Consider the following 24,747-nt stretch of genomic DNA (forward strand, 5'->3'; position numbering starts at 1 on the left):
TTTTCCTTCGTTCGGGGTATTGCTTTTTTGGAAGCGGGACAACGACAGAATATAGAAAATTTTTTCAATAAATATGAGACTCGCATTCAAAGTCTCATATTTTTTAAATGGTAAGCGAGGAGGTTCGCTCATGTCTGTAGCTAGTACAACCAATTTACTTGAAATGCAAAATATAACCAAGCGATTTCCCGGCGTGATCGCCCTCGATAATGTTTCACTCAAGGTTAAGGCTGGAACCGTGCATGCCTTAATGGGTGAAAATGGGGCAGGTAAATCCACGTTAATGAAATGCTTATTCGGGATTTATTCGATGGATGAAGGAAAAATTCTTTTTGAAGGAAAGGAAGTTTCCTTTGCCAATTCCAAGCAAGCACTTGAAAATGGCGTTTCAATGGTGCATCAGGAATTGAACCAGGTACGGCAGCGCAATGTTATGGATAATATTTGGCTGGGCCGGTATCCGAAAAAAGGCGTCTTCATTGATGAGAAGAAAATGTATGAGGACACTAAGGCTATTTTCAAGGGGCTTGATATTAATATTGACCCGCGGAGTAAGGTTAGCAGCTTATCCGTTTCTGAGATGCAGATGGTGGAAATAGCAAAAGCGGTTTCGTACCGTTCAAAAATCATCGTAATGGACGAACCAACTTCATCACTAACTGAAAATGAAGTGAACCATCTGTTTACCATCATTCGAAAACTGCAGAGTGAAAACGTTGCGATCATCTATATCTCGCACAAAATGGAGGAAATATTGAAGATTTCCGATGAAGTGACAATTATGCGAGACGGTCAATATATTGCGACGAAAAGTGCGAAGGAATTAACAACAGATGAAATCATTAAGCTCATGGTTGGCCGTGATTTGTCACAGCGTTTTCCAACAAAAAGCAACAAGCCGGGAGATGTGATTCTAAAAGTTTCTAACTTAACTGCAGAGACGCAGCCTTCTTTTTCTGAAGTGAACTTCGAGCTGAGGAAGGGTGAAATCTTAGGAATCGCCGGTCTCGTTGGCTCTAAGCGAACGGAAGTGCTGGAATCGATATTTGGGATGAGAGCGTTGAAATCTGGAACGATTGAATTGAATGGCAAGATCGTAAAAAATCATTCCCCACAGCATGCCATCAAAAACGGTTTTGCCCTTGTAACGGAAGAAAGAAGATCAACCGGTATTTTTCCAGAGTTAAGTATCAGTTTCAACTCGATTATTTCCAACATGGCTCAATACCGTAAAGGCCCATTCTTATCAGACAGTAAGGTCAAGGAAGATACGCAGTGGGTGATTGATTCCATGAAGGTGAAAACACCTACGCAAAAAACATCTATTGGAAGTCTTTCAGGAGGTAACCAGCAGAAGGTTATTATTGGGCGCTGGCTCCTGACAAAACCGGATATTTTATTGCTTGATGAACCAACACGGGGAATTGATGTTGGAGCAAAGTTTGAAATCTATCAACTTATTAACCAATTAGCAGCGGACGGGAAAGGCATTATTATGATATCTTCCGAAATGCCAGAGCTTTTAGGGGTTACAGATAGAATTTTAGTGATGAGTAATGGAAAAGCAGCTGGAATCGTTGATACGTCTACGACATCTCAAGAAGAAATTATGCGATTAGCAGCTTTGTATTAGGAGGCGATTGAAATGAATACGCAGGCATCAAAAAAATCGAATGTATCAAAATGGCTTGTTGATAATGTTATTTATGTAGTTTTAGTCCTTCTCGTTATCGGGATTGTCATTGCTTCTCCTGATTTCTTATCGATGACGAACTTAATAAATATTTTAAGTCAATCATCCTCCCGAATCATTATTGCACTTGGGGTTGCCGGGATCTTAATTACAGCAGGTACAGATCTTTCAGCCGGCCGGATGGTCGGACTTTCAGCTGTTATTTCAGCATCTATGCTCCAGGCTGGGGATTATGCGTATAAAATGTATCCGAACTTGCCTGAATTACCGCTTTTTGTGCCGATTTTACTAGCAATGGCTGCAACAGGTTTAATCGCAGCAATAAACGGTGTGGTTGTTTCAAAATTTCACGTGCCACCGTTCATTGCGACATTAGGTATGATGATCGGTGTTTACGGACTGACTTCAATTTACTTTGACCGTCCGCCATATGGTGCACAGCCAATCGGCGGTTTAAGTGAAAAATTTACTACCTTTGCACAGCGCGGTATCAAAATTGGTTCATATGAATTCCCTTATCTTATTCTTTATGCCATTATTGTATCTCTCATTATTTGGGTCATTTGGAATAAAACGCAGCTTGGTAAAAACATGTATGCAATCGGTGGAAACCCAGAAGCAGCTAAGGTTTCTGGTGTTAACGTCGCTAGAAATCTCATTATCATCTACACAATTGCCGGTCTTCTTTACGGCTTAACGGGCACTCTAGAGGCGGGACGTGTCGGCAGTGCAACGAACAACACAGGTAATATGTACGAATTAGACGCGATTGCAGCCTGCGTAGTCGGTGGTGTATCCCTATCAGGTGGGATTGGAACTGTTCCGGGGGTTATCACAGGGGTATTAATATTCCAAGTAATCAACTATGGGCTAGCATTCCTAGGCGTAAGCCCGTACATCCAATTCATTGTAAAAGGCCTAATCATCATCGTCGCCGTCGCATTCGACATGCGCAAACACGCTAAGAAAAAATAAGTAACTGGGTGTCAGGCATCACCATTGGACAATGTCCAATGACGATGCCTGACACTGTTATTTAGAAAGATTAAGAAGTACCCAGAACTTTTTGCCCCTGGGGCTGTGTGTTGTTTGGAGTTGGTTCGAGTGTGATTCCAATGTCATCAAAGGAGAGGTCCTTTGGCAGGCGGCTGGTCATTATGCCGTTACCATTTGGATCAGGCTTTAGTGTGCCGGCACTTTGCCGATTGCCATTCTTTAAGAGCCATACTTGATATACTTCCTCATCTTTCGTACTTGGCAACTTAGATAAATCAATGACTAGGACGGTGTCACGGCCTTCCTCTAAAAGGTAGGCGCTTCCACTTGCCGAAGCGGCTAAATTCAACCCTTTTAAATCAAATGTCCGGACAATTTGTGTTTGAGAACTCGCTTTGTATTCTAATACCACTATGTTTTCCTTCAATTGGTGGTTACTCCAGAAAAGCCCGATTACTCCTAATACTAAAACGGCTGTAATACCCGTAGATAACGGTGAAAATTGTTTTCCTAGAAAAGCCATTAACCCATCAAGATAACTACGCTTTTTTAACTTTCCTTCTTGAACCTCTAAAGTAGCTAGATTTTCAGCTGTCTTAGCTTGAGTCAGTGATGATCCCTTATTTTCAGTCTCCTTAGCTTGAACTAGTGATTCTGTCGAATTTTCTTGAAAAATAAAGTCCATGACCTCAGCTTTTAAGGATTCTGGAACATCCATTTCTTCGACATCATAAGAAAGCATTTGCCATGTCTCCTTTAAAGAATTTACTTCTATACGGCAATGATTACATGTTATTAGATGTTGTTCAAATTGTACCCTTTCATCTACCGATAGCTCGCCAATGATATATAAAGATAGGTTTTCGCATTTATTTTCCATGCGGAACACCTCCAGTTTCTTTACTGAAATAATTACGAAGTATTTTTAAAGTTTGATGTAGCCGGCTTTTAATAGTACCAAGCGGTTTTTGTTCCAGTTTAGCAATTTCACTTAAGGAATATCCCTCCCAGTATAATAAATTGATCAGGCGCTGCTGCGGTTCAGATAGATGCTGCTTTGCTTCCTGAATTTGTTGTTTTAATAGATTTCTTGAAACTTGCTGTGGTACATCTTCCGTTTCCCGATCCTCCATTTGCCACCATTCGTTAAGTTCCAGCTGTACCATCCCCGGCTGTTTTTGTTCCTTTCGAATTATATCAATGGCGATGTTTCGGGTAATGGTGAGAATCCAGTTTGCAAATTTGCCTTGCAGTGGGTTGTAAGTCCTTTTTGTTGTCCAAAGTCGGAGAAAAACTTGTTGGACAATTTCTTTGGTTTTCTCTCTATCACCTTTTGTTAATTTAAAGGAGAAGCTGTAGACAAGCTTTACATAGCGATCATAAAGTTCTTCAAGCGCCGGTCGATGTTTTTGGTTAATTAATGCAATCAGTTCCTCGTCCGTTTTCGATTTCAATGCCGAATTCTCTCCCTTATGAAATAGTTTTTTTTAAGTATAAACTATAGTAAACAGAAAAAAGAACTGCCAAAAGTGCAGTCCTTTCGTATCATATTATGGTGCAAAAGTTGTTTCACTGTTAACGATGAACCAAACGTCTTTAACCCCTTGTCCGTTCACATCCCCAATTGCTTGATCTTTAACAAAGTAGTACAGCGGGTAGCCTTTATAGGTTGTTTGTTGTTTACCCGTGTCATCGCGGGTAATAGTACCGAAGTCCTCTTTGTTAAAGCCTTCTGGAACCTCAAAATTTTCTGTATAGAAGGCCGGCCAGTTTTGCAGACATTCACCGCTGCAGTTAGAAGTATTTGGCTTATCGTTTTTGAAGTAGTAAAGTGCCTTACCGTCAGCATCAGCAAGATACTTTCCAATCTTTTCATTTTCCGTTAATTTTAGGGCTGACACTGGATCATTAGAGGATTCTTCTGTTTGAACATCTCCTGATTCCTTTGACACTTCTTCCGTTTGGTCATTTGCCTTTGTATCTTCTGCTTTTTCTTTAGAACTGCAGCCAACAAGCAGCACTCCTGTTAAAACAAATAAGAATAACCAATTCCACTTTTTCATGATTTAAATCCTCCTTAGCTGATCTTTTCAATAAAGGTAACGAAGGAGGAGTAAAAACGGTTCGATAAAAAAATAATTATTTGTATCAAGCTCTTCAGAGGCACGGAAGCTAATCATCGTAATTTTTACCTGCATTTCTCAATCTTTTAAACTAATCATGCTTTTAAGCAATAAAAAATGTAACAACAGAAAGAACGACAGACGTAATCAACATCGCAATCAGCGGCCGGGCTGCTTTCGTACGGAGATCACGTAGGCTTACATTCAAACCGAGACCAACCATTGCAGTTGTCAAAATAAAAGTGGTCGCAGTTGAAATCCCATCTAAAGCTGCTTTCGTAACTGGAATCGATTTGCCGAGTACATAACTTCCAAACAAACTCATTAAAATAAACCCGATAAGAAACCATGGAAATTCAATTTTCGTATCTCCAGCACTCCCAGAACTTTTCCTTTTTACCCAATACATTAAAATAAAGCATAAAGGTACAAGCAGAAGCACCCGGCCTAATTTTGCCAGTAAGGCAATTGCTAAACCATCCGGTCCCGCTGGGGCTCCTGCTAAGGCGACATGGGCAATCTCGTGGAGGCTGATCCCGCTCCAGATTCCATATTCAATCTCTGTTAGCGGAAGGAAAGGGCGCAGGATTGTATAGATAATCGAAAAAATTGTCCCTACCAGCGCAATAATTCCTACTCCAATAGCGGTATCTTCATCCTTTGCTTTAATGATCGGCGAGACGGCTGCAATTGCTGCTGCCCCGCAAACTCCTGTCCCAACTCCAAGGAGCAGGGTGAGGGTTGATTCTGCTTTCAGCAATTTTCCTAGCCATACGGTAAATAATATAGCAAAGGCAATGACACCTACATCACGTGCAAGCAGTCCCAGTCCTTGATGAAGCACAATATCAATATTAAGTTTTAAACCGTATAAAATAATCGCAAAACGTAATAAACGTTTCGAAGAAAATTGAATCCCCGCGCGTAATTTTTCGGGATAACCGAAAAATTGCCGATAAATGACTGCAATCACAATGGCACAAGCAAGAGGTCCAACATGATCAAATCCAGGGACTTTTGATAATACGTAACCGAATGCCGCTATGACAACGGTAAAAGCAATCCCTCCTAACCATAACCCTACGGAATGCTTTGGTTCAGGCTTTTTTTGCTGATGTTCGGACTGCTCGTTCAAGGATAGAGTTTTAGCACTCTGACTCCCCATTTATATCACCTCAGTTTATTTTCTATCCTAAGAATACTCCTGATTCGTGCATAAGAAAAATAAAGATATATAATAGGGATGATAAGTAAATTCATATAAATAAAACAGATTAATGAAATTAATGGGGGCAAAATGATGGATCAACATTTAGAGGTGTTTGTAAAGGTCGTGGAAAAAGAGAATTTTTCTAAAGCGGCAGAGGAGCTGCACATGACACAGCCGGCTGTCAGTCAGTATATTAGAACCCTGGAAGAATCTATAGGTACGAGGCTGCTCGAGAGGAGCAATAAGTATGTGCGCCTCAATAAGGCCGGAGAGATTGTTTACCATCATGCAAAAGAAATTTTAGCACTTTATACAAAAATGCAGTCATTAGTTGACGACCTGTCAAATAAGGCGAGCGGGCCGATTGCGATAGGCGCGAGCTACACATTTGGAGAATATATCCTGCCGCATATTATTGCCAGAATGCAGGTGCAATACCCTCTCATCAGTCCATCAATTAAGATCCAAAATACAAAGGAAATCATTGAGCTTGTAAAAATGCATCAGTTAGATATTGGCATCATTGAAGGATTTTTTAAAGAGAATACCTTAAATTCAGAGGTAGTGTCCGAAGACAAAATGGTTATCGTTGCTCCGCCCGGTCATCATTTATTGACCGAGAAACGGGAAAAAAGTATTTCTGATTTAGCGGAAGAAACTTGGATCCTAAGGGAAGAAGGCTCCGGTACAAGGGAGGCAGCAGAAAATCTTTTTCGAATGTATGATTTTACCCCGAAAAAAATCATGGAATTTGGAAGCATCCAGCTGATTAAGGAATCTGTAGAAGCGGGTCTTGGGATAAGCCTATTATCCCACTGGGCGATAGAAAAGGAACTTGTCAATGGCTATATCAGAATGATTGATGTGAAGGGGCTGCCTTTTAAACGACATTTTTCAATATTAACTCATACTTCGTATCAAACAAAAGCTTTGAAGACATTGATTGAAACATTAAAAGGGTACTTAGCAAGTGAAGTTATACAAACTATCAAATAATTGGCCGGAAAGATTTTATGTTTTGTAATGACAGCAAGTGGATGTATTGTATAATTAAAATAACTGAATATTTTTTCAAATAAAACAATAAGATTATCATAGGAATGGGACGGCTTACGTAATGAAAGACCGTTGCAGTTATAGTAATCTGAATTTCCGCTTTTCTGCTCCATGAGATTTATAACTCACATAAAAATGTTCTTAATCTCATTTTTAAGAGGGAGTGTTTTATCATGCAAAAACAAAAACTAATGATCAATGGGGAAAGATTAAAGCAGGAATTGGAACGATTTGCTGATTTTGGCCGGACAGAAAACAATGGGGTCACACGCTTGTCCTTATCAGAGGAAGATATTCGCGTAAGGGATTACTTCCGTGCTTGCTGTGAAGAATTAGGCTTATTGGTTAAGGTGGATGATATAGGCTGTATGTACGCCACACTAGAAGGCACCGAGAATAAACCACCTATTTTAATCGGATCTCATTTGGATTCGGTAAAAAAGGGCGGCCGATTTGATGGAGTTTTAGGGGTCGTAACCGGGTTAGAAGTAGTCAGAACAATAATAGAAAATAACATCAAGCCGCGAATTCCTATTACGATTGTGAATTTTACTAATGAAGAAGGTGCTAGATTCGAGCCTTCAATGATGGCATCAGGAGTTCTTTCCGGTAAATTTGATAAATCTGTCATGCTAAAAAAGATAGATTCAGAGGGAGTGACTTTTGAGGAGGCACTAATAGCCAGTGGGTACAAAGGGGAAGTTGAGAATCGGTTAAAAGAGGCGGCCGCCTTTTTAGAAATGCATATTGAACAAGGGCCAATTTTAGAAAAGGAGGCGTTTTCAATCGGTGTTGTTGAATGTGTGGTAGGAATGGCCTGCTATGAAATTGAAGTAACGGGGGAATCGGATCACGCCGGTACCACACCGATGAATATGAGAAAAGACGCCTTGTTTGCGGCCAATAACTTAATCAACGAAATTCGCAGCCACTTAGGCACATTGGATAATGAGTTGGTCTTCACCATTGGAAGAGTGAACGTGTATCCGAGCATCCATACAGTTATTCCAAATAAGGTTGTGTTTACACTTGAAGCACGACACAAGGACATGGAAATTGTTAACGCCGTTAAAGATTTTATTCATAGCCTTCCTCATTTAGGAGTCAACGAGGGCTGCGAGGTCAAAACGACAAAATTATGGGAACGGGACACAGTATGGTTTGAACCGGAAATCTGTAAGCTATTGGAACAATCTGCTGAATCGCTGGGGTATTCTAATAAAAGAATGGTCAGCGGTGCTGGTCATGACGCGCAATTTATTGCCAGCTATGTTCCGACTGCGATGCTTTTTGTCCCTAGTATTAACGGGAAAAGCCATTGCGAAGAAGAACTTACGACCTGGGAAGATTGTGAAAAAGGGGTAAATGTTATTTTAGATACTGTTCTTACTTTGCTATCAAAATAAAATAACGTTCGAAAATGGGTCAATATATTAAAACGAACCAGCGAGGAGTACGTCCATGTGCTCCTCGCTGGTTTATTTTTATTTTTTACAATATATACTTCTTCAAGAATTTCTTCGAGATCATAATCATTGGGTGAAAGTCCTTCTAGGATAAATAAACCCTAACAACCTCCCTTATACATTTAGGTAAAAAATATTTAATTATAAAAATAATAATCTATTTTCAAGTGGGCTATACATATTTTTTTGTTGGCACAAATCTTGCATAAAATTAAGTGTGAGGAAAATGAGCTTCACTAATTTTTCAGGAGGTGCTTTTAAGTGAATAAGATAATTTCAATGAAGGAAGTCTCATCGATATTTTCAGATGGGATGACCATTATGGCAGGAGGATTTATGGGGGTAGGTACACCACAAGCTCTTGTCAATGCCATGCTTGAAGCAGACGTAAAGGATATTACTCTGATTGCGAATGACACCGCTTTCACAGAGACCGGCGTTGGGCCGCTGATTGTAAATAAACGGGTGAAGAAAGTAATTGCTTCCCATATCGGGACAAACCCAGAAACAGGCAGGCAAATGATAGCTGGTGAAATGGAAGTGGAGCTTGTTCCCCAAGGAACACTTGCGGAACGTGTGCGCGCTGGAGGTGCGGGTCTTGGCGGGGTACTGACCCCAACAGGAGTTGGAACCGTGGTTGAAGAAGGCAAAGAAAAGATTACAGTCGAAGGACGGGAATATCTGCTCGAAAAACCGCTTCGTGCAGAAGTTGCCCTTCTTAAGGCATATAAAGCAGATAAAGCCGGGAATTTGATTTATCATCGTTCCGCTCGGAACTTTAACCCATTGATGGCTTTGGCTGCTGACACTGTTATTGTTCAAGTAGAGAAAATTGTGGAAATCGGTGAGATTGATCCAGATGAAGTCATGACTCCAGGAATCCTGGTTGATAAAATTTTTGTTCAGGGAGGTTGTCAATAATGATCAGTACACTAGTTAATCCGAAGCAATTAATCGCTGCACGTGTTGCAAAGGAATTGAAAGACGGGGATGTGGTGAACCTGGGAATCGGTCTTCCAACGATGGTGCCGAACTTTCTGCCTGAGGACGTCAACGTCATCCTTCAATCGGAAAACGGCTACATCGGTCTTGGACCTTTGGAAGGGGAGATTGATCCTGATTTGGTCAATGCTGGTGGTCAGCCTTCAAGTATTCTCCCGGGCGGTGCCTTTTTTGACAGTCTCTTCTCATTCGAATTAATCCGTGGGGGGCATGTGGACGTAACCGTTCTTGGCGGATTAGAAGTAGATGCGAAAGGCAATCTTGCAAACTGGATGGTCCCTGGAAAAATGGTTCCAGGCATGGGCGGGGCAATGGACTTGGTAACAGGTGCCAAAAAGGTTATTGTTGCGATGGAGCATACGGCGAAAAATGGATCGTCAAAAGTCCTTGAACAATGCAGGTTGCCACTTACTGGAAAGGGTGTTGTAGATTTGATTGTAACGGAATTAGCTGTTTTTCGAGTAACTGAAGAAGGATTGGTTCTGGAAGAACTTCAAGAGGGTGCCAACCTAGAGACGGTGAAGGAAAGAACGGATGCACCATTCACCGTTAATCCAGCATTGACATTACGATAAACAGGCAAGTTTCTGAGTAAGAATTTTGTTGATAAACAATAATAATTCTCTGATAACAGTGAGAAATCCGCTGATAAATGTTCAAACTTCTCAAATTAAGGGGATTTTTTAAGATAAAAGTACCATTTTCATAGATAAAGCTAATATTAAATGCACAGGAGGACTAATTTCATGCGTGATGTTGTTATTGTAAGTGCTGTTCGTACAGCAATCGGTAGTTTCATGGGAACCTTAAGTAATATCCCTGCCCCAGAGTTAGGTGCGCTTGTAATCAAGGAAGCTTTAAACCGTGCGGGAGTAAAGGGAGAACAAGTTGATGAAGTGATTATGGGGAACGTTCTTCAAGCCGGCATTGGACAGGGCCCTGCCCGCCAAGCTGCAATTAAAGCAGGCTTGCCCATTGAGGTTTCTTCCATGGCAATCAATAAACTTTGCGGCTCCGGACTAAAGGCCGTACATCTTGCGACTCAGGCCATCCAAACTGGGGAAGCTGAAATTATTGTAGCCGGCGGAATGGAAAATATGAGTTTAGCACCTTACCTCTTGACGAATGGTCGGACAGGGTACCGTATGGGGGATGGTAAAATCATCGACAGTATGATTCATGATGGTTTGCAATGTGCCTTGAATTCTTATCATATGGGTGTTACAGCGGAAAACCTTGCGTCTCAATATGACTTAAGCCGAGAAGAACAAGACGAATTTTCTGCCTGGAGCCAGCAAAAGGCTGAAGTCGCAATCAGAGAAGGGAAATTCAAGGATGAGATCGTTCCTGTGATAATTCCACAGCGCAAGGTTGGGCCGATTCGCTTTGATACGGATGAATTTCCACGTTCCGGGGTAACCGCGGAAAAGCTTGCAAAACTAAAGCCCGCTTTTATAAAAGAAGGGACCGTTACCGCAGGAAATGCTTCTGGTATTAATGATGGAGCGGCCGCACTAGTCCTAATGAGCAGGGAAAAAGCAGTCGAACTTGCCATCAAACCAATGGCTGTTATCCGTGGTAATGGTACCGCTGGAGTTGACCCACAAATAATGGGCATTGGTCCTGTGCCTGCAACTAAAAAGGCACTAGAAAAAGCAGGACTTTCAATGGAAGAGATGGACTTAGTTGAGGCAAACGAAGCATTTGCTGCACAGTCGTTGGCAGTTGGACGTGAACTGCAGATTCCATATGAAAAGCTTAATGTAAATGGCGGTGCAATTGCATTAGGCCACCCGATAGGTGCCAGCGGGGCGCGCGTGCTTGTAACCTTGCTGCATGAAATGAATCGCAGGGATTCCCGTTATGGCCTGGCTGCCCTATGTATTGGGGGCGGTCAAGGGATTGCGACAATTGTGGAAATGGAAAAATAGATGGGATTCCTTCACGGGTGATAGGATAATTTGTATATTAAGTCAATTCCGCGAAAACGGAAAATTCCTTTATCGCGGAATTAATCTACCAAGTATTTTCCGGAAAATCGGAAAAGCAATTTCAAAATAAAGTGCTAGTTTTTAATTTATAAATAGTAATAAACTTAGAAATAAGTATTTTTCTTGTAGAATAGAAGAAATATTTATACTTTTTGAAAAAATAATAGTTTTGGCATAAAACTTGCATTTAAATTTATAAAGTAAGCTCCTTGTTGAAAACGCTTACCTTTATTCAAGACACTTACAAAAAATGAAAAAGGGGGATTTAAATGCAATTACTTATTATTCTTTTATCGCTTGGGCTGTTAATGTTTGTCGCCTATCGAGGTTTTTCTGTTATCTTGTTTGCTCCGATCTGTGCACTTTTAGCTGTTTTACTTATTGACCCAAGCCATGTTTTACCGTTCTTCTCAGGTGTATTCATGGAAAAAATGGTTGGGTTTATTAAATCCTATTTCCCAGTCTTCTTATTAGGAGCCATTTTTGGGAAGGTAGTTGAAATGTCAGGGATTGCCGAATCAATTGCCAAAACCATAGTTCGTTTGCTCGGTGCGAAACGAGCCATGTTGACCATTGTATTATTGGGTGCCATTTTAACATATAGCGGTGTAAGTTTATTCGTTGCAGTTTTTGCTATTTATCCATTTGCGGCTCAAATGTTTAGGGAAGCAAATATCCCGAAACGCCTTATTCCAGGTACCATCGCACTTGGTGCCTTCACATTCACGATGGATGCTTTGCCGGGAACGCCGCAAATTCAAAACGTTATTCCCATCGCATTCTTTAAAACTGATATTTATGCGGCTCCAACACTAGGAATTATCGGCGCAATTTTTGTCTTAGCCCTTGGGCTTCTATACCTAGAGACGAGAAGGAAAAAGGCAGCAAAAGCAGGGGAAGGCTACTATGGATTCGGTACAGAAACCGCGGCTGCTTTGAATTTGGCCACTACTGAAGAAAAAGAAGCACCTGCTCCTGATTTAACCTCAAGTCAATCTGTTTTAAAGCAAATTATGGCGTTTGTCCCGCTGGTACTTGTCGGGGTTACAAATAAACTATTCATTACCTACATACCAAAATGGTATCCGAATGGCTTTGATTTTTCTGCTATTGGTTTGAAAGCGTATACAGTAGATGTACCCGCGGTTGCAGCCATCTGGGCCATTGAGATGGCGTTAGTTGTCGGAATTATCTCGGCACTTGCCTTTGATTGGAAACGTGTAACCGTGAATTTTAAAGAAGGACTGAACCTAAGTATTTCCGGAGCACTGCTCGCCACCATGAATACAGGGGCTGAATACGGTTTTGGCGGCATTATTTCCTCGCTACCGGGATTTGCGAAAATCAGCGACGGCATCTCTAGCACCTTTACGAATCCGCTAGTCAATGGTGCCGTTACCACTAGTTCACTTGCGGGTATTACGGGGTCGGCATCTGGAGGAATGGGGATTGCGTTAGGTGCGATGGCTGATAAGTACAACCAGGCGATTGCAGCGGCTAATATTGAGCCAGAGGTAATGCACCGCGTGGTTGCCATGGCATCAGGCGGAATGGATACTCTTCCGCATAACGGAGCCGTTATTACTTTGCTTGCTGTTACTGGATTAACACACAAACAATCGTACCGCGATATTTTCGCTATTACGGTCATTAAAACTGTAGCAGTTTTCTTCATCATTGCTCTCTACTCTGTCTTTGGAATAATTTAATGCAGCAAAATTAATCGTTAGTCATTTAAGGAGGATCTCGTATGAATAATTCATTAGAAGGAAAAACAGCATTTATTACAGGTTCTGCAAGTGGGATTGGATTGGAAATAGCAAAAACTTTTGCACAGGAAGGCGCGAAAGTGGTTATTTCAGATTTAAATGCTGAAAAAAGTGAACAAGTCGCGGCTGAAATAAATGACCAAGGGTTTGAAGTATTGTCTGCTCCCTGTGATGTTACCAATGAGGAAGCCTACAAAAATAGTCTTCAGCTAGCTTACAAAACATTTGGAAGCGTTGATATTTTAGTTAATAATGCAGGGATGCAATATGTTTCGCCCATTGAGGAATTTCCTACGGAAAAATTCGAATTATTAGTAAAAATCATGTTAACCGCACCTTTTATAGGGATCAAAAATGTATTTCCGATGATGAAAGAACAAGGATTTGGCAGGGTAATTAATATGGCTTCCATTAATGGGGTTATCGGCTTTGCTGGAAAGGCTGCCTACAATAGTGCAAAGCATGGTGTAATTGGTTTGACAAAGGTTGCTGCATTAGAAGGGGCCGCTCACGGAATCACGGTAAATGCCCTGTGCCCTGGTTACGTTGATACGCCACTCGTTAGAAACCAGCTAGGAGATTTAGCAAGAACAAGAAATGTAAGCTTGGATTGTGTTATTGAAGAAGTACTATTTCCGTTAGTACCACAAAGAAGGCTATTATCCGTTAAGGAAATTGCTGACTATGCAGTCTTTTTAGCTAGTGATAAAGGAAGAGGAGTCACCGGTCAAGCAGTTATTTTAGATGGCGGATACACAGCCCAATAAAAGTAATTCTAGAATCCTATTCATTTAAGGAATAGGATTCTATTATTCTGGAAAAATAGTTCCAATGTGGGCACCAGCCAATCTGCTCTTTGTTATAATTGTTTTATCAAAACTGGTAAGGGTGTGAAAAGATGAACCTAGGAATGGAAGCGATTCCACATAATTGGCATGAGCAAATTTTTAATCTTTTAGCAGAACGAATTGTTGTGGTCGATCATGACGGTATTATTCTCTATATAAATGAAGCTTATTGTGAGTTTTTGGGAACAACCGTTGAAAAGGCCATCAACCGCCCTGTTCAAGATGTTATTGAAAATTCACGTATGCACATTGTCGCCCAAACAGGTAAAAAAGAGCTGGCAGCCATTCACCCGATAAACGGAAGTGAAATGATTGCAAACCGTTATCCGCTTATTGTTGATGGAGAAATGGTAGGAGCTTTGGGTACGGTGATGTTTCGCAGTCCTGAGGAATGGCGGATGTATAAAAGTAAGATTCAGAATCTGGTTGAAGAGCTAAAATATTATAAAACAAAAGTGGAAAAAGAGTTAAAAAGTAAGTATCATTTCCATGATTTAATTGGGGATAGTACAACATTTGTTGCTGTTAAAAAACTAGCTGAAAGAATTTCTGCCAGTAATTCCTCCGTTTTATTAATAGGTGAATCAGGCACTGGAAAGGAATTGTTTGCCCATGCCATCCACAACAGCAGCCTGAGGCAGTCTCTGCCGTTTGTTGCAATCAACTGTGCTTCGATTCCAGAGCATTTGTTAGAATCAGAATTGTTCGGATATGATGATGGAGCGTTTACAGGTGCAAAAAAGGGAGGAAAAAAGGGGCAGTTTGAAATTGCTAATAATGGGTCGTTATTTCTTGATGAAATAGGTGACATGCCACTCTCGATGCAAAGTAAACTGTTAAGAGTATTACAGGAAAAAGAAGTACAGCGAGTCGGTGGACAAAAGTCCATTCCTGTCGATGTACGAATTATTGCGGCGACACATCGGGATTTAGAGAAGATGGTCGAAGAAGGCAGGTTTCGTCAGGATTTATATTATCGATTAAATGTGATTAAAATTGAGATTCCTCCTCTTAGAAAACGAAAAGAGGACATACCGTTAATCTCCATGACCTTATTGAAAAAGATGGAAGGTAAATTTTTCCGAAATGGAATCGAACTGTCTTTGGAGGTAAAACAAAGACTTATGCAGCATTCATGGCCAGGAAACATTCGGGAGCTTGAGAATGTCCTTGAGAGGGCTATCAATGTATTAGACGGTAAAACGATTGAAGTATACCACCTGCCGCTATATTTACGAGACCAAGAATTAGTAAGTGACCACGTAAATGAAACAAATACTATTATGAATAATCCTACTGAAAGAAATCCATTACCGATCTCTCCATTAAAGGAAACGCTAGCCAAAGTAGAAAAAGAAGCGATTCTAAATGCACTAGTCGTTACAAATGGAAATAAACTGGATGCTGCCAAACTTTTAGAAATTGGAAAAACTAGTTTTTATGAGAAATTTAAATTGTATGATATTAAATAAGGAAAAAGCTACTTTCAAATAATATTGTCAATTGAAGGATCATTGAGCAGTTTCCTTCTTTATCGTTCTTTTCTTTGAATATTCCCGCCCAAAATGAACTACAGTATCAATAAAAAGAATGCTTTCATTGTGGAAATAGTAATAACTCTAGTTTAAGATAAGAGAGAATATGGCAATTTATACAAAGTATGGGTGGGAGTCAGTTGATTCATTTAAACTACATTATTAATCTCTCGATTTTTTCATTAATGGTAAGTATGCCGTTAGTCATCCGGTCATTTATCAATCTTAAACCATTGAAACATGTACATTTATGGGTCGGATTATATGGTGGAATTGTTTCCGTCATCCTTGTATCGTTTTCCTTCCAGCAAAACGGGTATTCCTATGACATTCGATATGCACCAGTTATTCTGGTATTTTCCTATTTTGGGACCGTGCCTGGATTAATTACAGGGATATTCGCATTGACTTCAAGACTGTTATCAAGTGGTCAATGGGCCCCAGCAATTATCGGCTGGACCATTATCATGTCTGTTTTTTCTCTTATCCATTTGTATACAAAACGTCTTACCTCAGTAAAAAAATGCGTTATTCTATCTGGATCATTTCTATTAATCTATGCAATTGATGTATCAATCATTTTCAAAATATTTAGAGATAAATCCTTCTTTCATCTTCAATATCTATTGTTTGTGATGATAGGTGTAATCATTGGTGTATTCCTTATTGAGTCATATATGAAGCTGTATCGATTAAATAATCGGTTGTCAGACATGTACAAGATGGTGGAAGCTAGTGAATCAAAGTACCGCCTCATTGCTGAGAACACGTCAGACCTTATAATGGTGATGGATAAAGAGCAGTCGATTAGTTATTTCTCTCCTTCGCATGAGCTTGTTTTAGGATTCCATTGCTGTGAAATGGAAAAGTTTGAATTATGTAAGTTTATTCATTCTGACGACATCACGAATTTTCAAAATACAATCACGAGCATGTTTAAAAATAAAGAGTCACAATCGATGGAATTCCGTTTAAAACACAAGGACAACCGCTGGATTGAATTTGAGTCTCGCTGTATGCCTGTTAAGGGAGAAAAAGAAGCAATCGAGAAAATAGTGATTATCAGCCGAGATATCTCTGAACGGAAAAAATCCGAAGAAATTCTTTTACAATCTGAAAAGCTTTCAATTGTCGGGGAATTAGCTGCAGGAGTGGCCCATGAAATCCGCAATCCTCTTACCACCATAAAAGGATTTGTTCAGCTATATAAAACGGAAAATAGTTCGATTGAATATAATGATTTACTCTTAAGTGAATTAGAGCGGATTGAAACCATTACAAGTGAACTTCTGACATTAGGGAAACCTCAAGCAGTCCAGTTGATCCGGACAAATGTAAGAGAATTAATTGAAAATACACTCGAGTTACTATCTCCTCAGGCCATTATGAACAATATTCAATTTAATCTAAAGTTTGAGGAGTCGCCATTTATTATTACAGGTGAGAAGAATCAATTAAAGCAGGTTTTCCTTAATATTTTTAAGAACGCAATAGAAGCAATGCCGAAGGGCGGGGACATTCATATTAACCTCCAAAAAGGTTTGGCAGACGAGTGCATTATTTCAGTCCAAGATCAAGGCTGTGGCATCCCCGAAGAACTTCTCCCTCGTTTAGGTGAGCCTTTTTATAGTTTAAAAGAAAAGGGAACAGGACTCGGCATCATGATCTGCCATAAAATCCTTAAACAACACCATGGCAGCATCACCTATAAAAGCAAGATCAAAGAAGGAACCTTAGTCGAAATAAAACTACCATTGGTAAGTTGAGAATAGTCGTATGGGTGTCAGGCACCGCTCGTGGACATTGTCCATGGACGGTGCCTGACACTATTTTTTTCTTGGAATAGAACTAGTTATGATGTCATATTTATAGCATATCAAACGTTTGATGGGTTAAAGTGGCAAAGTGTTCAGAACAATCGAAATTCCGACTTGACTGATAGGATTGTATGTATTAAAATCTTCAATAAATCAGCGAAGGGGGAATATTATGAATACTTTTCTTATTATCGTGAATGTATTTATATTACTACTACTCATTTTAGGCTTGTTCATCATGCAGAAGAAGCATGTTTCGTTTTCAAAACGTGTGTTCACCGCATTAGGTTTAGGTATTGTATTTGGTTTTCTTATTCATTTAATCTACGGAACAACACATGAGGTGACTACAGGTTCAATTGATTGGTTTAATATAGTAGGGTATGGTTACGTAAAACTTTTACAAATGGTCGTTATGCCGCTTGTATTTATCTCTATTGTCGGTGCCTTTACAAAGTTAAAGCTGACTAAAAATATTGGAAAAATCAGTTTTTTAGTTATTGGCATCTTACTTGGAACAACCGCCATTTCTGCGGCCATTGGCATTGGCTCCGCTTTGGGCTTCGGTCTTGATGGTATTCATCTTAATGAGGGTGATGCCGAAAAAACACGGAATGCTCAGCTAGTGGAACGAGTAGCAGGCGTTGAAAACATGACGCTCCCGCAGCAAATTATCGAACTAATTCCAAGTAATCCGTTTCAAGATTTAACTGGTGCCCGCCCAACCTCGACAATTGCAGTTGTCATCTTTGCAGCCTTTATCGGGATTGCCTACCTCGGAGTAAAACGTAAGGATCCTGAGCATGCCGATTTTTTTGCCAAGATTATTGATACTTTTTACTCGATCATCATGAGGGTTGTCACTCTGATTCTTCGTCTCACACCATATGGAATTCTGGCCATCATTACCAAGGTAACAGCAACGAGTGATTATGAAGCGATTGCGAAATTAGGCAAGTTTGTTATTGCCTCTTATGTAGCGCTTATTCTGATGTTCATTTTTCATTTACTTCTATTATCATTTGCCAAACTAAGCCCTGTGAACTATGTGAAAAAAGGGCTGCCAACCTTAACATTCGCCTTTACTTCCCGTACAAGTGCGGGAACATTGCCAATGACGATCAAAACCCAAACGAAAGATTTTGGGGTATCGGAAGGAATTGCAAACTTTGCAGCGTCATTCGGACTTTCCATTGGTCAAAATGGATGTGCTGGTATTTATCCAGCGATGTTAGCAGTAATGGTCGCTCCTACAGCTGGGATTGACCCGACAAGCATATCCTTTATTCTTACTCTTATTCTAGTAGTTGCGATAAGTTCATTTGGAGTCGCTGGTGTTGGCGGCGGTGCGACCTTTGCTGCCTTAATCGTATTATCGGTCATGAACCTTCCGGTAGCGATTGTCGGCCTATTAATCTCCGTTGAGCCGTTAATTGACATGGGACGTACAGCCCTAAACGTCAGCGGCGCTATGACAGCCGGTGTCCTAACAAGCAAAGCAACAGGAGAAATAGAAACAGAAGTCTACCAACAGCCAAACGTCGTTGAAGCATAATAAATTAATAATATACCTTCACGACATACTTAATGAGGTGTCAGGCACCACGGACATGTCCACCTAGAGTGGACGCTGTCTTTTTGTGGTGCCTGACACCCTTTTTAATGTAAAAAATGATGTACTAAATGTCTTAATCTATAGAATCAGATTTCTTTACTATTGGTTTTATCATATCTATTAATTCCTTCACTCTTGCTTCTAATGAATGACGTTCATGCACCATTTCATAACCAGCTTGAGCGATTTTTTTTCGCTCTTCTTCATGAATTAAATAATAATCTGCTACCTGTTCAAAATTGTATTTATTGATTTCAACAAAGTTTTCTTTAGGCTTAAACCCTAAATCTAAAAGTTCCTTATTGACAGTAGCTAGAAGGAGTGTGTTGCATGCTAACACTTCGTAATATTTCATAAAAGGTAGATGCAATTTAGAATCATCTGTAATGAACATTTTAGCCCGATTTATTTCTTTTGCATAGTTTTCACCAACAAATATCCTCTTGTCTTGCTCATTTACGTTTTTATATCCTGGATGACGATAATACACAAAACCGTTCTTATTTCTCATTCTCCTATAAACTCTTTGTCTTGTTGGGTAGTGATTTGTTATCATCCCCATTAATAACCAGTTTATTTCCTTAGGATACTGATAATCTTTAAAAATATTTGTATTAACAAAGTGCGGCAGCCAAAACATCCTTTTTTTATATTGAGGATGTCTCTTTAGGAATTCATCTCGATAAATCGTAAACAAAAATTGAATATCATACTGTTCAATAAATATGTTTCGTTTATTTACATTACGATGTGCATCGTGTATAAGTAATCCTATTGGAATATCTACTTCCTCAAGCCCAGTAATGGAAGGACTTCCTGAAACATCATTAATCAATATAAAATCTGGTTGAAAATCTAATTCTTTCATGACTTCATGAATATTAGCTGGTTTATGCCAAACTCTGCAATCACATACATCCTCGAGCCCCTTACTTAAGTAGTAAAAATTTTTCACTACATGGTGTTGAAAATCATGGACGAAATACAGAAGCTTAAGCTCTTCTTTCATTAATGCCTCTCCTTATCTTTAAACTATATATATATATATATGAAATATCCATTTTTATGCGTGGGTTTATTACTTTAAAAGATTAGAATGGGGCCTAAGTCAAAAAATATACAATTACAACATCACTTTTTGATTGAGATAAACATACATATATTAAGAACGTTTGATTATGAGTTTTCAGTATAAATATTTTTTATACCAAAGGAGTTATGAAAAGTGATGAAAATTTTATATATTGGATGGATTGGACATGAAAACTTAGGTGATGAATTAATGAAAGACCTTTTTGCACAAAATTTAAAAACGATTATGAAAATCAAGGACTACACTCTTGATTTTGGCTTTAAAGTATCTAATAAAATGATTAGGAACTATGACTTTGTAGTTTTGGGTGGCGGTTCTTTAATTGGATCAACAGGTATAAACATCTTGAATAAAGCATTAGATGAAGGCAAAAAAGTAATGGTATGGGGATCGGGAGTAGATCGTTTGAAAAAAAGGGCTATCAGCAACTTAAATAATCCGGCCCATCCTTTTAAAAAGGATTTTGCAGGAAAATTAAACAATGTAGTAAACAATGCAGAATACTTTGGTGTTAGGGGCCCTCTTACTTTTAATTTTCTAAAACAGATGGGTGTGGATGAAAATAAAATTGAGATTAGTGGTGATCCCGGTTTATTATTAAATCCATCTGTTAAAATCGATCCTATACAAGAATTAAATTGGGATTATAGGAAAGAAAATATTGTTGGAATTAACTGGGGGACAACCAATAATGACATTTATGGTAAAGACGAGTTATTAGTTGAAAATCAGTTGGTAAATGTTTGCAATAGTTTGGTACAAAGGGGATATAAAATATTTATCTATAATGTATGGTCTAAAGATATACAACCATGCGCACGACTATATAGTAAAATTCAAGATAAAGAAAATGTTCAATGGAGTTCGAAACTTTATCATCAGGATGAACTATTTTCTTTACTGGAGAAATTTGCATTCACTATCAATTTTAAATTACATCCCAATGTGATTTCGGCTGCTGCAAATACACCTTTTATTGCACTCGGTTATCGGTTTAAAATCTTTGATTTTGCAAAATCAATAGAACAGGACAATTTTGTTATACCAACAGACTCAAAAAATTTAGTTGAGGAGATCTCACTATTAACAAATAATGCTTGTTTAGATCGAAGTGACTTTATAAATAAAGTTAAACATTATCGTGACATTTACGAGAATAGATTATTGTCCTCACTAAACGTATTTTATTAACATTGATTCTCCCTTTTTAAAACTATTAAGAGGTTTAAAAAGATTTAATAATAGCTATACAACAATTTTCGGAAATCTTATGTTCACAAAGAAAATAGGGGGCTCGAAAAAATTATATGATTACAATTGGTAAACCTGAAATCAAGAGGATCAACAATACGGTTCGGCTACAGGCTGTTATAACGATAGGTGAAAAAGAAGATATCCTATGGTATGCGGTTGAAGATAAATATGGTAACTTTTTAACGGAAGATAGAGCGGATGCTTTTGTTATTGGTTTGTTGTGGAAAGCCTTAGAACATGGTTATGATATACATGTAGAGGCTCCCATTTCAGAACGGCTGTATTTTACCATCAACAGTTTTTTAATCCCTATCATCAGCCAGTTTTACAATTATAAGAAAATAAATGTTATCTGTGAGCAATTAGATTCAAATCCTATACCAAATGCGGGTGCAGTAGGTACAGGTCTTTCTTGTGGAATTGATTCTTTTAGTACAATTTATGAAAATCTAATGAATGATAAACCTAAAAACTATCAAATCACCCATTTTACTTTTTTTAATACTGGTTCACATGGTCGCTATGGTAAGAATTGGACAAGAGTACTTTATAAAAATAGAATTAAAATTACAAGAGCCTGTGCGAATGAGCTAGGTAAAGAACTAATAATTGTCAATAGTAATGTAAGTCAGTTTGTATCATTCGATTTTCAGGCAACTCATACACTTCGAAATATGAGTGCAGTTTTAGCTCTTCAAAAGTTATTTAACGTATATTACTATTCCTCAACATACCACATAAAAGATTTCAAGCTATCAACAAAGGATTCAGCCTACTACGATGTTTTAAATCTAAGTATGCTTTCTACGGAAAGTGTTAATTTGTTTTCAACTTGTCCCAACTTTAGCAGGGTTGACAAGACACGCTTAGTGGCAAAATTTGAACCCGCTTATAAATACCTAAATGTCTGTACGAGATCTGCGTATAACTGTGGAAAATGTAATAAGTGTTTACGAACACTTTTAACATTAGAAATGATAGGAGCATTAGAAAATTTTAAATCTTTATTCAATCTTAAGTCATATTACCTAAATAGAGCGAAATTCATTGAAAAAGTAAAAGCTGAATACAATTCGGATAGCCTTTTGAAAGAAATTTATGATGAGATGGTAAGAACGAATTTTCTATCTGATCAAAAGTAGGGGATCGCTTAAGATAAAGAAGTGGAAGAAGGCTCTTTATTTCAATGAAGAGTTGAATTCTATTTCTTTTTTCTTTTCGAGTGGTTTCACTTTAGAAACAGGTATTAGAATAGAATAGCCTTCACCTTATATCAGCGGTTGTTGGAGGAAGAAAAGAAAAACAGACGGATCGTCCATCTGTAGGAATTTTAGTAAACAATATGGTTTATAATGCAATTCCACGTGAAAGAACGGGATTTGAATACCTTCTCTTTTATGAAGAAGCAAGGATCGTGTATGATAGTATTCGGTGCTTTTTTTTCTATGTTATTTTTAACGTATTGAGGAGGTACAGGCAATTGGCCCTAAAAAATAAAAACTTTTACAAACATAATAAGCAAAAGCAGAAAATTCCAGTAATGGTCCCAAGCATTCCCCCTGCAAGAACATCTGAGGGATAATGAAGTCCTAAGTAAATCCTCGATATTCCCACCCAAAGCCCTAAAGGAATGAGAACAAATGCCAGCTGCGGGTTGAATAATACATACGGAGTCACAACGGAAAAGATGGCCGTTGTATGACCAGATGGGAAAGAATGATCTTGCAATGGGTTAGCAGGGAACTTCGTTTCAACGATCATCAAATACGGTCTTTTTCGTGGAAACAGCTGCTTAATCATATGGACGGGAATATGGCTGGCTGCTAACGCAAGTCCACTGGCGATTGCTGTTAATTTGGCCTCACCTGATGATAACAGGATCAGGTGAAATGCTGCCTCAATGGTAATGTCCGCTCCTCCAAAATTTGTAACCGTCCGGAAAAATAGATTTAACAGTTTTTTATAAAAATGGCGGTTTACCTGTAGCAATACCCGGCATTCGAAACCATAAATTGTATGAATCCATCTAAATAAAGGCGTCAGGCACCGCAAGCATGTCCGTGTGGAATGGACAGTGTCTTTTTGCGGTGCCTGACACCCTTTTTAACTTACACACTTGTTTAAGCGTATTTTTGTTCTTCGCGATCGCGATCCTCGATTACGTGGGTGTATTGGCTAACGAGGTTTTGCAGGATTTGCTCCCATCTTTGTGTTAGGGCATGCTTTCTTCCAGTGCTTCCCATTTGTTCACGTAAGCGGTCATTGGTTAACAACTGAAGAATGGCCTCCGAAAATTCCTCAACATTACCTGGGTTACACAATTGTCCCGTTACCCCGTCCTTAATAATATTCTGAACACCGCCTGATTTCGCCCCAATTACAGGGGTACCGCTGGCAAGAGATTCAAGTACCACATTTCCAAATGTTTCCGTGGGTGAGGGGAAAACAAATAAATCTGATGCAGCATAGGCTTCTGCTAACCGATTTCCACTTAAGTATCCCGTAAAGGTCATATTAGCCGGTGCTTGAGTTTCCAGTTCTTCACGCAATGGACCGTCTCCAATGATTAACCAATGTATTCTTTGATCTATGTCAGAGGGTAATGATTTTGCAACAGCTAGGAGTGTACCTAGATCTTTCTCGGGTGCTAATCTGCCAACAAATGTAAGCAGATACTCTCCTTTCGGGCAGTAAAGCCTTTTAGCATCTGACTTATCATAATGAGGATGAAACAGCTGACAATCCACACCTCTTGGCCAAAGCTCAAGATTTGTAAATCCATGCTGTTTTAATAATTGGAATGTTGCGGGTGAGGGGACGAAGATCTTTTTACATGTCCGATGGAACCAGTGCATGTATTTCCAGTGTACTTTTGAAAGAAATGGAAGGTTATAGTATTGCAGATAATCATCGAAATTGGTGTGATACGATGCAACGAGTGGGATGTTTAATTTTTTTGAAAAATAAATACCACAAAGGCCAATATTAAACGGGGTAGCAACATGAATCAAATCTGGTGAGAAGCTCTGCAACTCTGACTTGATCTCGAGGAGATTTGGAAAAGCCAAACGGCATTCTGGATATAAGAAAAAAGAAAGACTCTTAAACCGGTGGATATGACTCGAAACATACTCCTTGGAAGTAGAATCTGGTGCAAAAATTTTAAACGTAATGTTTTGATCTTCTAAAAAATTGGTCAATCGTTTAAGCGTGCGGGCAACCCCATTGATGTCAGGATAAAAGGTATCAGTGAAAATAGCAATTCGCATACAATCCCTC

The 24,747-nt window shown here is 39.1% G+C and carries 21 protein-coding genes; 14 read left to right on the forward strand and 7 right to left on the reverse strand.

Going from position 1 to position 24,747, the window contains the following annotated elements; translation table 11 throughout:
* Positions 1–130: 130 nt before the first annotated feature.
* A complete protein-coding gene (gene mglA / locus QNH20_RS03445; RefSeq protein WP_283921538.1) occupies positions 131–1,633 on the forward strand; it encodes a galactose/methyl galactoside ABC transporter ATP-binding protein MglA in 1,503 nt (500 codons plus the stop codon).
* A 12-nt stretch (positions 1,634–1,645) separates the two neighbouring features.
* Complete coding sequence (gene mglC / locus QNH20_RS03450) at positions 1,646–2,668, forward strand: galactose/methyl galactoside ABC transporter permease MglC (RefSeq protein ID WP_283921539.1); 1,023 nt, start codon at positions 1,646–1,648, stop codon at positions 2,666–2,668.
* Between the two features lie 70 nt (positions 2,669–2,738).
* Here mglC and QNH20_RS03455 read toward each other — a convergent pair whose 3' ends face one another.
* From QNH20_RS03455 to QNH20_RS03470, 4 genes are all read right to left on the reverse strand, one after another.
* Positions 2,739–3,569, reverse strand: a complete 831-nt coding sequence (locus QNH20_RS03455; RefSeq protein WP_283921540.1) for an anti-sigma factor — start codon at positions 3,567–3,569, stop codon at positions 2,739–2,741.
* The gene (locus QNH20_RS03460) at positions 3,559–4,143 is read right to left on the reverse strand and encodes an RNA polymerase sigma factor (protein ID WP_283921541.1); all 585 of its coding nucleotides are present in this window, start codon (positions 4,141–4,143) and stop codon (positions 3,559–3,561) included. The genes QNH20_RS03455 and QNH20_RS03460 overlap by 11 nt, the downstream gene beginning before the upstream one ends.
* Positions 4,144–4,239: 96 nt before the next feature.
* A complete protein-coding gene (locus tag QNH20_RS03465; protein WP_283921542.1) occupies positions 4,240–4,752 on the reverse strand; it encodes a COG4315 family predicted lipoprotein in 513 nt (170 codons plus the stop codon).
* A gap of 163 nt (positions 4,753–4,915) precedes the next feature.
* On the reverse strand, positions 4,916–5,977 hold the full coding sequence (locus tag QNH20_RS03470; protein ID WP_283921543.1) for a YeiH family protein: 1,062 nt from the start codon (positions 5,975–5,977) through the stop codon (positions 4,916–4,918).
* 135 nt (positions 5,978–6,112) lie between these two features.
* Between QNH20_RS03470 and QNH20_RS03475 the strand changes: the two genes are divergently transcribed.
* The 10 genes from QNH20_RS03475 to QNH20_RS03520 all read left to right on the forward strand — a co-directional run bounded on the left by QNH20_RS03475 (position 6,113) and on the right by QNH20_RS03520 (position 19,061).
* Positions 6,113–7,018: a LysR family transcriptional regulator gene (locus tag QNH20_RS03475; protein WP_283923337.1), complete on the forward strand. Its 906-nt coding sequence runs from the start codon at positions 6,113–6,115 to the stop codon at positions 7,016–7,018.
* A gap of 233 nt (positions 7,019–7,251) precedes the next feature.
* Positions 7,252–8,484, forward strand: coding sequence for a Zn-dependent hydrolase (locus tag QNH20_RS03480; RefSeq protein ID WP_283921544.1), 1,233 nt, complete (start codon positions 7,252–7,254; stop codon positions 8,482–8,484).
* A gap of 321 nt (positions 8,485–8,805) precedes the next feature.
* The gene (atoD, locus tag QNH20_RS03485) at positions 8,806–9,465 is read left to right on the forward strand and encodes an acetate CoA-transferase subunit alpha (RefSeq protein WP_283921545.1); all 660 of its coding nucleotides are present in this window, start codon (positions 8,806–8,808) and stop codon (positions 9,463–9,465) included.
* Entirely contained in the window at positions 9,465–10,121 is a 657-nt protein-coding gene (locus QNH20_RS03490) for a 3-oxoacid CoA-transferase subunit B (RefSeq protein WP_283921546.1), read from the forward strand. Before atoD ends, QNH20_RS03490 begins: the two co-directional genes overlap by 1 nt.
* A 171-nt stretch (positions 10,122–10,292) precedes the next feature.
* Positions 10,293–11,477, forward strand: a complete 1,185-nt coding sequence (locus QNH20_RS03495) for an acetyl-CoA C-acetyltransferase (RefSeq protein ID WP_283921547.1) — start codon at positions 10,293–10,295, stop codon at positions 11,475–11,477.
* A gap of 329 nt (positions 11,478–11,806) precedes the next feature.
* Positions 11,807–13,246, forward strand: a complete 1,440-nt coding sequence (locus QNH20_RS03500; RefSeq protein ID WP_283921548.1) for a GntP family permease — start codon at positions 11,807–11,809, stop codon at positions 13,244–13,246.
* Positions 13,247–13,287: 41 nt separating this feature from the next.
* Entirely contained in the window at positions 13,288–14,073 is a 786-nt protein-coding gene (locus tag QNH20_RS03505; protein ID WP_283921549.1) for a 3-hydroxybutyrate dehydrogenase, read from the forward strand.
* 131 nt (positions 14,074–14,204) lie between these two features.
* Positions 14,205–15,626, forward strand: a complete 1,422-nt coding sequence (locus QNH20_RS03510) for a sigma-54 interaction domain-containing protein (protein WP_283921550.1) — start codon at positions 14,205–14,207, stop codon at positions 15,624–15,626.
* Between the two features lie 203 nt (positions 15,627–15,829).
* Positions 15,830–17,455, forward strand: coding sequence for a PAS domain-containing sensor histidine kinase (locus QNH20_RS03515; RefSeq protein ID WP_283921551.1), 1,626 nt, complete (start codon positions 15,830–15,832; stop codon positions 17,453–17,455).
* Between the two features lie 223 nt (positions 17,456–17,678).
* A complete protein-coding gene (locus QNH20_RS03520) occupies positions 17,679–19,061 on the forward strand; it encodes an L-cystine transporter (protein ID WP_283921552.1) in 1,383 nt (460 codons plus the stop codon).
* 133 nt (positions 19,062–19,194) lie between these two features.
* Here QNH20_RS03520 and QNH20_RS03525 read toward each other — a convergent pair whose 3' ends face one another.
* Positions 19,195–20,130, reverse strand: coding sequence for a glycosyltransferase family protein (locus tag QNH20_RS03525; protein WP_283921553.1), 936 nt, complete (start codon positions 20,128–20,130; stop codon positions 19,195–19,197).
* Between the two features lie 219 nt (positions 20,131–20,349).
* Between QNH20_RS03525 and QNH20_RS03530 the strand changes: the two genes are divergently transcribed.
* The gene (locus QNH20_RS03530; protein ID WP_283923338.1) at positions 20,350–21,405 is read left to right on the forward strand and encodes a polysaccharide pyruvyl transferase family protein; all 1,056 of its coding nucleotides are present in this window, start codon (positions 20,350–20,352) and stop codon (positions 21,403–21,405) included.
* 116 nt (positions 21,406–21,521) lie between these two features.
* Positions 21,522–22,610: a hypothetical protein gene (locus tag QNH20_RS03535; RefSeq protein ID WP_283921554.1), complete on the forward strand. Its 1,089-nt coding sequence runs from the start codon at positions 21,522–21,524 to the stop codon at positions 22,608–22,610.
* Positions 22,611–22,971: 361 nt separating this feature from the next.
* On the opposite strand, the gene QNH20_RS03540 is transcribed toward QNH20_RS03535, so the two are convergent.
* On the reverse strand, positions 22,972–23,490 hold the full coding sequence (locus tag QNH20_RS03540) for a phosphatase PAP2 family protein (protein ID WP_283923339.1): 519 nt from the start codon (positions 23,488–23,490) through the stop codon (positions 22,972–22,974).
* A 98-nt stretch (positions 23,491–23,588) separates the two neighbouring features.
* On the reverse strand, positions 23,589–24,737 hold the full coding sequence (locus QNH20_RS03545) for a glycosyltransferase family 4 protein (protein ID WP_283921555.1): 1,149 nt from the start codon (positions 24,735–24,737) through the stop codon (positions 23,589–23,591).
* Positions 24,738–24,747: the final 10 nt, after the last annotated feature.

It is taken from the genome of Neobacillus sp. WH10, from assembly GCF_030123405.1.
In the GTDB taxonomy this organism is placed as follows: Bacteria; Bacillota; Bacilli; order Bacillales; family Cytobacillaceae; genus Neobacillus.